We start from the raw sequence: 11,852 nt of genomic DNA on the forward strand, positions 1-11,852 counted from the left end.
ACAGAGTTACAGACCGTTCACCTGACCGTAGGTACCGTCTTGATTAATTGTCGATATCAGAATTGAGTCTAAACGCATTTTTGCAAAAACGCGCCTTTGATCTACGCACTACTGAATCTGATCATAATGCCCAACGGAGCAATAAATGATTTCAATAATGCAGGAAAGACACTTTCCGCATTGTTTATTGCAACCATTGTCGTAATCTCCGATGCGGAGGCTGCATCGCTCAATACCTGCCGCTTTGGGCGGATGGTTCAAGCTATCGCGATTGTATTATTGCGAATATTTCCACCAAAGCATTGCCTGATAAACTGATTATCCTGCTGGATGGCTCCGGTAAGGTGCATGCCTAACAAACTGTCACTCTTGACTCTGGCTGCTCAGCTGACTTTTTCTGATTTTAACAGCTCATAAACTGGACTCGCGCTGCTGTTTTACCCTAAAGCAGCGTGGCCAAAGTTCGAGCCAAAATTACGGTCTTCCACTATATTCCAGTTGATTCTTATTATGATGTACTCGGATTTGAAAGCGCCCGCTAATACAAAATAACCGAGCTATTGGTCGGACAAACGCTTTTTATTGCCCGACCTTCCAGCGAAAGAGTTTCTCTTGCAACTGCCGCATTTATTTTTCTTCAAGTGTATCCGGTTCAATTTTCGCGGGCTTTTTATGCCATAGCCCGTTTCCGGCAAAACAGCCCCAGCCCCACTTCAGCCAGTTCAATAAGGCAACCGCCAGCCACAGCGACCAGCCCAGCATCAGCAGACGGTAAACCTTCAGCGGTACCGAAATGACGGTCGCTTGTGGCAATAGCGCGGCGCTTCTGTCCTGGTACCAGTTCAGCGAGTACGGCGAGGACTGATTGCCGGTGATCATCATGTCCGGCCTGTTCAGCAGACCGTGCGAGACCGCGAAGAACAAGATGGCCAGCGATAACAGGGTCAGTCCGCTGAGCAGGACTTGCATGCCATTGAAGTAACGTATGTCGGCGGCCGATTTACCGCCGCGCCAACCGAGCAGCATCAGCCAGGCGATCACGATCAGCGCGGTCGCGAGCGGAATTTGACTGAGCCCTATCAGCAACAAAAACCATTGCCAAGGTTTCAGTGGGGTCAGTGGTATTTTGCCGAGGCCCCATGACAGCAGCACGATCACGATCAACACGCCCCAAAACAACACCGCCGGTCCCATTTTCAGACCGTGCACCCATAATACCCAGCGGTCTTCGCCGAGACTGATGTTCAGACTCGCATTCACGCTGTCCGCACCCAAATCGACCTCCGGTGTGGTGACCTTGGCGCTGACCGGCTGCGATTCGAGCCAGTGCAGCGCGACACTCTGCGCCCCCGGCCTGATCGGCAGCGCCAGCTTGCGCCCTTCCTGGCGCAGCGGTTGCGGACGCCCGTCGATCGCGACCGTTTGCAGTTCCGCGCCCTCCGGCAGGATCAGCGTATGCTGGCCGCCCTGCGAACTGCGGATGCTGAACGCGAGTTCCGCATCGCGGGTGCGCTTGCCAGGCGTGATCGCCAGACGGCTTTCGTCGATCGTCAAGGTCTGGCCTTCGACCGCTTCGGGGCGCGAGACCGTCAACAGGACTTTTTCGCCGGGCCAGGGCCGCCATTCGGGCAGCCAGCGCTGTTCGTGGTTCAGATACATCATCGCGATGCCGGTGGTTTCGATGTGCCAGACCGGACTCACATCGGCCTTGAAAATTTCGACCCATTGTTCGGTCTTTGCGGCGGCCAGTTCGATCCTGTCCTTTTTTTCGAGCGTCGATGACCACACCATCACCGTTTGCCCGGCCGCCATGTTCACCTCCGCCTTGCCGTCCCTGACCCGGACACCGGGCGTGGTGACCGCCTCGCCAGGCAACAGCGGCACCGCCAGCAGCACCGGCGAGTTCGGTTCGGACACCCGGATGATCCGGGTGGAGACATGCCAGTCCAGACCCAGTTGCAGGGTACGTTCGATCTGCACGAACGCGGGCAGCACGCCGGGCGTCAAGGCCGCCGCCTGCGCCTTGTCCTCGGCCTTCTGCACGCGCTCGAATTGCAACTGCTCGCCCGGAATGCCGTTTTCCTGGATGCCGATCACTTCCCAGCCGCTGCCGCCCGCGGTCACCCGATGCGGTTTCAACGGCAGCGGCACGGTAAATTTGGCGACCTGCGGCAAGACGCCTCGCATCGTGACTTGATGCCGGCCCTGACCGAGATGCAGCCAGAGGCTATTGCCGGCACGGAAGAGACCTGGCGCGGGGGCGCCGTCGACAGTCAGCAGATTCGGAAACCACTGCTCGGAATCGGCAGGCAACGGCACCGCGACGCCCTGCTGGGCATGAATTTCCAAGGTGATCAACAGGTCCTTGTCCCCAAGGTTCGCCTGCATCGTCGCGATTTCGGCGCAAGCCGGCAGGCAGTCGGGCGCTTCGAGCAGGCGGGCTTTCAATTGATCGAGCATGGCCTGACTCGGAAAATCCGCATGGACCTTTTGCGCCGGCAGCGACAGCATCGGCGCCAGCAGGCACCAGACCATCAGCGCCGGCGAGGCCTTGAAGCGGAAAGTCAAGACTTCGGCGACGCCGAACATCAACAACGCCAGCACCGCAACCAACGCGACGCGCAGGAAATTCAACAGCAAGGTCAAGGCGGGCGGCAGATACCAAAGCCGCAGGGGCTGCCCCGGGTCGACCGAGCCGTTCCAGCTCAGCAGTACTTTATGCCATTGCCAGTCGGGAAGGCCTGGCCCGGTCTGAATCTTCGCATTCGGATCGAGACGCTCGAAATCGGCCGGCTTGTTTTCGAGATAACCCATGCTTTCGGCGACACTGCCCGCCATATCCGCCATTTTCGATTTGGACAACATCTGCCTAGGCGCCATTTCCTCTTTCATTGCGATCGATTCAGGCGCCACCGGCATTTGCGCGGCGACAGGATAAGATGGCGCAATGATATTCTGCCAGGGACGTTCCAGTTGCGGATAGAGCCCGATGCGCACCTGATCGATTATGAACGGCACCGCGACCAGGATCAAACCTAGCCAAGCAGCGCGCCGGTACCAGTTCATGAAATTCAGAAAGCGGCCTTCCGGCAGCACCCGGATCAACGCGGTGGCAGCCAGGATGTGCAGCCAGATGTAATGCGGCGCGCCGGCTTCGTGCCAGATCAGCGCCAGGGTGATCAGCGCGAACAGGCCCCAAAGCCGCGTCCACAGCTTGTAGGTTGCATACGACGAAATCAGCACCAAAAAGAAATCGAGCAAGGTCCAACGCGCGACCCAGCTGTCCGGCACATTATCGACGCCGGTCGCCGCGAACAGGCGCCAGCCCGGCGGCAGATTCAGTTCGGCGCTGACCTGTTGAAAACTTTGCTCCCAGCCGGACGCGCTCAATTCGCCGATAGCGCCGGCAAAACGGCTGTCGGCCTCCAGAGAGATGATCCCGCGCCGAACTTCGACGCCTTCCTTGCCGGAGCCTTCGAGGCGCGTGACCAGCTGATTGGCCCCGTCCAGTGTGACCTTGCCGAGCTTGATCTCGGGCAAGGCGTTCAGCCGCCAGCCGCGCGTCATTTTGCCGGTGATCTTGTCGTTGACCGTGTAACCCCCGCCGTCGAAATCGAGCCACAATCTGCGCGTCAGATTCAGTTGGCTCGGCTCGGGTTCCGGGTCGCCGCGCCGGATCACCTTGAAGCGCATCCCCTGTCCGGATTCGACCTGATAGGCAGGCCAGCCTTTCCAGTCATCCGGCAGATTGGTCAGGTTCGCATCGACCGCGCTGACCTGCTCGACTTCGACGACACGCAGCGCCGGACGCGCCTCGAAGATCCAGACTTCGGAGGCCGGCCAGGCGACTTCCTGTTTATCTGCGACAGGAGCGGCTGTCAAGGGCAAAGCCTCGACCGCCCCACCGCTTCTGCCGGTGATGTCGATTTGCCAGCGGCCGGGTCGCAACTGGATCAACAAGCGGCCGTCATCCTCCAGTCTGGCCGGAAGCGCACTGGAGAGCAGCAGAGGAATGAAGCCTTCGGGCGACGGCACGGCCAGCTTCAGCTCGCGCTGTTCGCCGGACACGTCCAGCACCAGCCGGGTGATCATCTGCAACGGCACCTCGTCGACGATACGGCGAAACACTTGCAAGGTGACCTTGTTTTCGATGCCTTCCGGCTTGCCCGGACGCAGTTCCGCGGCCTTGATCCAGAGCTGGCCGTCCTTTAACACCGGCGTGGGCACCGGGCTGCCGTTCACGCTCAGGCTCAACAGTCCGGTGTCGGCCGGCACGCTCAATGTTTCCGGGACGCTGTCCCACAAAAATTCACCCTTGACTTGATAAGCCTTCGATTCTGATCCTTTGCTCAATTTGAGCGCTGGCCAGCCGTTTCTGTTGAGTACCTGGGCGGGACTGTCGTTCAAGGTTACCGCCAGCGGCCAGTGTTTTTCGTCGCCGGGCAAGGTCAGCCAAGTATCCTGAAACACCGAAACACGCATCGAAAACGCGCCGCGTTGAGCGTTTAGATCCAGCGTCAGTTCGCTCGGCCAGCCGCAATGCTTTTCGTCGTAACTGTTGTACACGAAGGGGCAGCCATGTTCGGGATTGTCGTGTAGAGCCCAGTCTATCCAGGGCTTTAGCGGCTCGGGTGCACTCGCCGGCGACAATGGCAGTGCATGGGCCGAAGAAAAACCAAGAAATGCGATGAAGCATAGCCAGACGAAACGGTTCATGAGGATTCCTCAAAGGAGTGATCTTGTATTCGGTATATTACTTTGATCCTCGCAAAAATTCTAACGAGCATGGTTAAACTTTTGTAAAAGTTCGGTTGCCCAATTCCGGGTATTAATTTGCTAAAATAGCCGATCCCTCATATTGATCAAATGACGCCACCATGACGGCCTATCGCCACATTCTTTTGACCGCGGATTTTTCGGAAACCGGCGACACGATCGCCGCTCGCGCGAAGTCCCTGGCCCGCGTCTTTGGCGCTAAAATGAGCCTCCTGCGCGTGCTCGACGACATTCCGATGCCGGACACCGCTTACGGCACCCTCATTCCGGTCGACACGCCGTCCGAGTATGATCTCCTGGAAGCCGAACGCGGCAAGCTGATCGCCTTGGGTGCGGAACTCGGCGTCGATCAATCCGATCTATGGCTGATTTGGGGCGTGCCGCAAGACGAAATCGTGCGCCTCGCCGAAGCGATCGCGGCCGATCTGATCGTGGTCGGATCGCACGGCCGGCACGGCCTGGCCTTGCTATTGGGCTCGACCGCGAACGGCGTGCTGCACCATACGCTCTGCGATTTGCTCGCGATTCGGATACCTGACGCCGTCGAAATCTGACCCAAATTTTTAACACCCGCCGTTTCCGGCAAGCAATGACAAAGGAGAATAAACGTGGCGAAGGCCAGTGAATTAAAAAAAGGCATGGTCGTCGAGATCAACGGCGCCCCGCATGTGGTCAAACAGGTGGATGTCAGAAACCCGTCGTCGCGCGGCGCTTCGACCCTGTACAAGGTCCGCTTCAACAACCTGAAGACCGGGCAAAAGCTCGACGAAACGCTGAAAGGGGACGATTTTTTCAAGGACGCCGATTGCGTGCGCGCGAAGGTGCAGTTTTCTTATCAGGACGGCGACAATTTCATCTTCATGAATCAGGAAGACTACAGCCAATACAGCCTGAACAGCGACGATCTGGAAGGCAAGGTCGAATATCTGACCGACGGTCTGGAAGGCATCGTGGCGCTATTGGTCGATGACGAACTGATCGGCATTGAATTGCCGTCATCGGTCGTGTTTACGATCATCGAGACGCCGCCCGCGATCAAGGGAGCGACCGCGTCGAGCCGGACCAAGACCGCGAAACTGCATACCGGTCTTGAAGTGCAGGTGCCCGAATACATCGAAACCGGCGAATCGATCAAGGTGAATACCGAAACCGGAAAATTCATGTCGCGCGCTTGAGCCTGGAACCCTCATGCAGTTTACAGCCCCCCAGGGCGTTTTCGAGCTGATCCGTCTGCCGCTGCGCAGCAATGAACTATTGCAGCCTTTCGATGCGGCGGACGAGTATCTGTTGGCTCATCTTGCCGAGCAGGGGCTGCCGCAGCCCGATAGCCGGGTTTTGATCATGAACGACAGCTTCGGGACGCTCGCGGTCGCCTTGAGCGACCGCCGCCCCGCTGCGTTGTCGGACTCCTTCCTGTCACGGCAGGCGACCCAAATCAATCTGGAGCGAAACGGCAAGGCCCAGGATGCGGTCAGGCTGCTGCACAGCTTTGAAACGCTGCCGGAGGCTTACGATCTGGTGCTGATCAAGGTTCCGAAGACGCTCGGCCTCTTGGAGCACCAGCTGATCAGCCTGCGCGGCCATTTACAGCCGGATGCCCAAATCGTCCTGGCCGGCATGGTCAAGACGCTGCCGGCCTCGGTTTGGCAGACGGTCGAGCGTCTGCTTGGTCCGACCACGACGTCCCTGGCGCGCAAAAAAGCCAAGCTGATCTTCGCGAAGGAAATACCGTTCGAAAACCCGCCGCCGAATCCGTATCCGGTGCGTTATCGGCTGGAGCATACCGATTTCTGGATCAGCAATCATGCAAATGTGTTTTCGCGAGACAGCCTGGACATCGGCACAAGGTTTTTCCTCGAACACCTTCCTTCCGGACTGGGTCCATCCGGGATCGTCGATCTAGGTTGCGGCAACGGCGTGGTCGGTCTGATCGCGGCTCAGCGCAATCCGGAAGCGATGGTGCATTTTGTCGATGAATCGTACATGGCGGTCGCCTCGGCACAGGAAAATTTCGAAGCCGCCTTCGGCACGGAACGTAAGGCAAGCTTTCAAGTTGGCGATGGTTTGAAGGCATTCGAAGCCGAATCGGCCGATTTGATCCTGTGTAATCCGCCTTTTCATCAACAATATCTGCAAGGCGACCAGATTGCGGTTAGCCTATTCAGGGATGCCAAGCGCGTGCTACGCCAAAATGGCGAACTCTGGGTGATCGGCAACCGGCATCTTCATTATCATGTCGAGTTGGACCGGCTGTTTGGCGGACATCGTGTTGTCGCGGCAAACCCGAAGTTCGTGATATTTAGAACCCGTAAAAAGCGCTAGAACCACTTGCAGCTTTTATATCCTCGGTGGTTTGAGGCGCCTCCTATCCCACTTTTGCCGCCAATGCCGCTCGTAGCGCTCCGTCCAAATCCGGATATTGAAACTTGAAACCGTGCTTCAACAAGCGTGTCGGCAATACTCGCTGGCTGCCTAATACCAGTTCGGACATCTCGCCGAGCAACAGTTTCAATGCGAAAGCAGGTGCCGGAAACAGCGCCGGACGGTGCAGGTGGCGCGCCAATGTGCAGGTAAATTCCTGATTCGTGACCGGATTCGGCGCGGTTGCATTGTACGCGCCCTGCATCGACTCATCCGCGATCATTGTCAATACAATATTGATCCAGTCCTGCCGATGAATCCACGACATCCATTGCCTGCCATTGCCCAGCCGCCCGCCGAATCCGAGACGGAAAGGCAGCAGCATCCGCTGCAATAATCCGCCGCCTTCGGCAATCACCAGACCGGTGCGAATCAAGCAGACACGAACCCCGAATGTAGAAGCGCGAGTGGCCGCTGCTTCCCAATCGGCGCACAGCTGCTGCGAAAAGTCGGGGCGGACGGGCGACTCCTCGGTCAACTCGGCATCGCCCTGATCGCCATAATAGCCGATCGCGGAACCGCTGATCAGCAACTTCGGTTTGTCGGCCATTCGCTCGATGCAATCGTTCAGTTGTTCGGTCAAACCGATCCGGCTGGCTCTGATCAACTGTTTGCGCGCCTCGGTCCAGCGCACGTCGAAGATTGGCGCGCCGGCTAAATTGATGATCACATCGATCGGCATCTCCGGCGCGAGCAAACTCAAATGGCCGAGCGCTATCGCTTCCGGCCCGCACTGTTGCTCCACGCTTTTCGGCGTCCGGCTCAATACGGCCACTTGATGACCCCTTCCAATCAGGGTTTTGACCAAGGCCTTGCCGATAAAGCCGGTGCCGCCGGTGACTAGAATTTTCATGGTATTACACTCCTGATCACATGGATCTTGATTTGTCCGCCGTTCTCGATATCCGCTGGACATCAATGAGAAGGGGGTATGGCAGCAAGCGAAAAATTTCGATGCCGGTATCTTACCCTTTTACCTAATTTGACCATAAGATCGGCGGGTAAATTCAGGACTCGAGGTAAAGTTCAAATTCGGTGATTCGCTTGTGGGGCAGGGAAGGGCTCTACATGGAAAAGTGCTGATTTTTTAAAGCAAAAAAAAGCCCGTCAAGGGACGGGCTTTTTTCGGAACCGAATTCAACGGATCAGTTTTTGGCTTTGTCGACGATTTTGTTCGCCTTGATCCAAGGCATCATCGCGCGCAGCTTTTCGCCGACGACTTCGATCGGGTGTTCGGCGTTCAGGCGGCGGCGCGCGGTCATCTCCGGATAGTTGGTCGCGCCTTCCAGAATGAAGCGTTTCGCGTATTCGCCGTTTCTGATGTTATTGAGCGCTTCTTTCATCGCACGGCGGCTTTCGTCGTTGATCACGCGTGGGCCGGTTACGTATTCGCCGTATTCTGCGTTGTTTGAGATCGAATAGTTCATGTTAGCGATGCCGCCTTCGTACATCAGATCGACGATCAGTTTCAGTTCGTGCAAACATTCGAAATAAGCCATTTCCGGAGCATAACCGGCTTCGACCAAGGTTTCGAAACCGGCCTTGATCAATTCGACCGCACCGCCGCAGAGTACCGCCTGTTCGCCGAACAAATCGGTTTCGGCTTCATCGCGGAAGGTGGTTTCGATGATACCGGAACGGCCGCCGCCGATCGCGGAAGCGTAAGACAGGCACAAGTCCTTCGCGCTGCCGGAAACGTTTTTGTGTACCGCGATCAGATCGGGTACGCCGCCGCCGCGGACGAATTCGGAGCGGACCGTGTGGCCGGGCGCTTTTGGGGCGATCATCACCACGTCGAGGTCGGCGCGCGGCACGACCTGGTTGAACAGGATCGAAAAACCGTGCGCAAATGCCAGAGTCGCGCCTTGTTTGATATTCGGCTCGATTTCGGTTTTATACAACTGCGCTTGAAACTCGTCAGGCGTCAAAATCATCACCACATCGGCGCCGGCAACGGCTTGGGCAACGTCCTTGACGGTCAGGCCGGAGCCTTGCGCCTTCGCGACTGAGGCTGAATTCGGCCGCAAACCCACTACCACATCGACGCCTGAGTCTTTTAAATTGTTCGCATGCGCATGGCCTTGGGAACCGTAGCCGATGATCGCGACTTTTTTGGATTTGATGATCGAAAGATCCGCATCTTTGTCGTAATAAACTTGCATTGTTGTACCTGTTGTTGCTTTTAATTTAGAAAATGAAACTGTGTGTCCGGCTTATAAGTGCAGTCCGGCTTCGCCGCGCGAAATGCCGGTCGGGCCGGAACGCACGACTTCGATGATCGATTCCGGCGCGATCGCGGCGACGAAGGCATCGAGCTTTTCGGACGGGCCGGTCATTTCGACGACATAAGTGCTTGCCGTCACGTCGATGATCTTGCCGCGGAAAATATCTGCAATGCTTCTGATTTCGAGCCGGTTCTGTTCGGTGGTGCTGATCTTGATCAGCATCAGTTCGCGTTCGATATGCGCGCCGACATCGGACAGATCGAGTAATTTGACTACGTCGATCAGTTTGTTCAACTGCTTGGTGATTTGTTCGATGATGTCGTCGCTGCCGCGCGTCACGATCGTCATTCGCGACAGCGTCGGATCTTCGGTCGGCGCGACGGTCAAGGATTCGATATTATAGCCGCGCGCCGAAAACAGGCCCGCGACGCGCGACAACGCGCCGGATTCGTTTTCCATCAAAATGGAGATGATGTGTCTCATTAGGCCAATTCCCTGTCGTCTGTTGCGGAGCCGGCGGCAACCCTGAGTTTCATGTCATTATGGGCTTTGCCTGCTTCGATCATCGGATACACGTTTTCGGTGCGGTCGGTGATGATGTCCAAAAAGACGGTGCGATCTTTCATTGCAAATGCCTTTTCAAGCGCCGGTCGGACGTCTTCCGGCTTGTCGATGTACATGCCGACATGGCCGTAGGCTTCCGCGAGTTTGACGAAGTCCGGAATCGTGTCCATGTACGAATGCGAATAGCGGCTTTCGTAGGTAAATTCCTGCCACTGCCGCACCATGCCCATGTAGCGGTTGTTTAGGTTGATAATCTTGATCGGCGTGTTGTATTGCAACGCGGTCGATAATTCCTGAATGCACATCTGGATGCTGGCTTCGCCGGTTACGCAGGCGACATCGGCGTCAGGAAAACCGAGCTTGACGCCGATCGCGGCCGGCATGCCGAAGCCCATCGTGCCGAGTCCGCCGGAGTTGATCCAGCGGCGCGGCTTGTCGAAACGGTAATATTGCGCAGCCCACATTTGGTGCTGGCCGACATCGGAGGTAACATATGCGTCGCCCTTCGTGACTTCGTAAAGTTGTTCGATGACATATTGCGGCTTGATCAATGGACTATTACGGTCGTATTCCAGACATTTCAGCGATTGCCATCGGCCGATTTGCTCCCACCACGCCTCCAGTGCCTTTTTGCCCGGCTTCTTTTTGTGTTCCTTGATCAACTCGATCATTTGCTCCAGCACCGGCTTCACTTCGCCGACGATTGGAATATCGACCTTGACGGTCTTCGAAATCGAGGCGGGATCGACGTCGATATGGATGATCTTCGCGTGCGGACAAAACCTGTCCAGCTTGCCGGTCACCCGGTCGTCGAAACGCGCGCCGATAGCGATGATCAAATCGCTTTCGTGCATCGCCATGTTCGCTTCGTAGGTGCCGTGCATGCCGAGCATGCCGATGAATTGCTTGTCGGTGGCCGGATAGGCGCCGAGGCCCATCAAGGTATTCGTAATCGGATAGCCGAGCAGGCGAGTGAATTCGGTCAGCTCGTGGCTTGCCTCACCAAGCACGACGCCGCCGCCGGAATAAATGACCGGGCGTTCGGCGGTTAAGAGCAAATCGACCGCTTTCTTGATCTGGCCTTTATGGCCGACCACAGTCGGATTGTAGGAGCGGATCGATACCTTTTTCGGGTAGTGATACGGCACCTTGATTCTGGGATCGGTAATATCCTTCGGAATATCGACCACGACGGGGCCGGGGCGGCCTGTGGTTGCGATATAAAACGCCTTCTTGACCGTTTCGGCGATCTTGTTGACATCCTTGACCAGGAAATTATGCTTCACGCAGGGGCGGCTGATGCCGACCATGTCGACTTCCTGGAATGCGTCGCTGCCGATCACCGGCATCGAGACTTGCCCTGAAATCACGACCAGCGGAATGGAGTCCATATAGGCGGTAGCGATACCGGTGATCGCATTGGTCGCACCGGGACCGGAGGTGACCAGCACGACGCCGGGATTACCGGTCGCGCGCGCATAACCGTCGGCCGCATGGGTCGCGCCCTGCTCGTGCCGCACCAGAATGTGCTTGATGTCCTGCTGCTGGAACAGTGCGTCATACAAATGCAGCACCGCGCCGCCAGGATAGCCGAAAATATATTCAACGCCTTCGTCTTTAAGACTCTGCACCAATATTTGTGCGCCGCTTAACTCCACCCCAATACCTCGTTCACCTGAAATGTTCTCAAACCGGCGGTCCGGCTTTGTGTTTTGCCGCATGGTCAATCCCGATTCGTTAAAAACGCATCGAAGAACCGCAAATTATATGTCATTCTCCCGGCAATATCTCTAGTATTCTACCCGGTTATCGACAAAATTGTAATGTCCAATCTTAAACGGATCGCATCGGCTGTTGATTCCTAAT

At 56.7% G+C, this 11,852-nt stretch carries 8 protein-coding genes; 3 read left to right on the forward strand and 5 right to left on the reverse strand.

The window, feature by feature from the left end:
• Window positions 1-627: 627 nt before the first annotated feature.
• Window positions 628-4,716, reverse strand: a complete 4,089-nt coding sequence (locus U2W12_RS17510) for a hypothetical protein (RefSeq protein WP_326501981.1) — start codon at window positions 4,714-4,716, stop codon at window positions 628-630.
• A 161-nt stretch (window positions 4,717-4,877) separates the two neighbouring features.
• On the opposite strand from U2W12_RS17510, the gene U2W12_RS17515 reads away from it, so the two are divergent.
• Genes U2W12_RS17515 through U2W12_RS17525 form a run of 3 tightly spaced genes read left to right on the forward strand, consistent with a single transcriptional unit; the run spans window position 4,878 to window position 7,098 of the window.
• Complete coding sequence (locus U2W12_RS17515) at window positions 4,878-5,330, forward strand: universal stress protein (RefSeq protein ID WP_326501982.1); 453 nt, start codon at window positions 4,878-4,880, stop codon at window positions 5,328-5,330.
• 54 nt (window positions 5,331-5,384) lie between these two features.
• The gene (yeiP, locus tag U2W12_RS17520) at window positions 5,385-5,951 is read left to right on the forward strand and encodes an elongation factor P-like protein YeiP (RefSeq protein ID WP_326501983.1); all 567 of its coding nucleotides are present in this window, start codon (window positions 5,385-5,387) and stop codon (window positions 5,949-5,951) included.
• 13 nt (window positions 5,952-5,964) lie between these two features.
• Window positions 5,965-7,098: a methyltransferase gene (locus U2W12_RS17525; protein ID WP_326501984.1), complete on the forward strand. Its 1,134-nt coding sequence runs from the start codon at window positions 5,965-5,967 to the stop codon at window positions 7,096-7,098.
• Between the two features lie 43 nt (window positions 7,099-7,141).
• On the opposite strand, the gene U2W12_RS17530 is transcribed toward U2W12_RS17525, so the two are convergent.
• From U2W12_RS17530 to U2W12_RS17545, 4 genes are all read right to left on the reverse strand, one after another.
• Window positions 7,142-8,050: a TIGR01777 family oxidoreductase gene (locus tag U2W12_RS17530; protein ID WP_326501985.1), complete on the reverse strand. Its 909-nt coding sequence runs from the start codon at window positions 8,048-8,050 to the stop codon at window positions 7,142-7,144.
• A 292-nt stretch (window positions 8,051-8,342) separates the two neighbouring features.
• Window positions 8,343-9,359 (reverse strand): ketol-acid reductoisomerase, encoded by a 1,017-nt coding sequence (gene ilvC, locus U2W12_RS17535; RefSeq protein WP_326501986.1) that lies wholly within the window; start codon window positions 9,357-9,359, stop codon window positions 8,343-8,345.
• A 51-nt stretch (window positions 9,360-9,410) separates the two neighbouring features.
• Window positions 9,411-9,905, reverse strand: a complete 495-nt coding sequence (gene ilvN, locus U2W12_RS17540; protein ID WP_326501987.1) for an acetolactate synthase small subunit — start codon at window positions 9,903-9,905, stop codon at window positions 9,411-9,413.
• On the reverse strand, window positions 9,905-11,644 hold the full coding sequence (locus tag U2W12_RS17545) for an acetolactate synthase 3 large subunit (protein ID WP_326502053.1): 1,740 nt from the start codon (window positions 11,642-11,644) through the stop codon (window positions 9,905-9,907). The genes ilvN and U2W12_RS17545 overlap by 1 nt, the downstream gene beginning before the upstream one ends.
• Between the last annotated feature and the right edge of the window lie 208 nt (window positions 11,645-11,852).

Source organism: Methylomicrobium sp. Wu6 (assembly GCF_035916875.1).
Lineage (GTDB): Bacteria > Pseudomonadota > Gammaproteobacteria > Methylococcales > Methylomonadaceae > Methylomicrobium.

Bases quoted from the DNA above. Each gene is read 5' to 3' on its own strand.
- U2W12_RS17510 (WP_326501981.1), bottom strand. From the start codon at position 4,716: ATGAACCGTTTCGTCTGGCTATGCTTCATCGCATTTCTTGGTTTTTCT.
- U2W12_RS17515 (WP_326501982.1), top strand. From the start codon at position 4,878: ATGACGGCCTATCGCCACATTCTTTTGACCGCGGATTTTTCGGAAACC.
- U2W12_RS17525 (WP_326501984.1), top strand. From the start codon at position 5,965: ATGCAGTTTACAGCCCCCCAGGGCGTTTTCGAGCTGATCCGTCTGCCG.
- U2W12_RS17530 (WP_326501985.1), bottom strand. From the start codon at position 8,050: ATGAAAATTCTAGTCACCGGCGGCACCGGCTTTATCGGCAAGGCCTTG.
- ilvC (WP_326501986.1), bottom strand. From the start codon at position 9,359: ATGCAAGTTTATTACGACAAAGATGCGGATCTTTCGATCATCAAATCC.
- ilvN (WP_326501987.1), bottom strand. From the start codon at position 9,905: ATGAGACACATCATCTCCATTTTGATGGAAAACGAATCCGGCGCGTTG.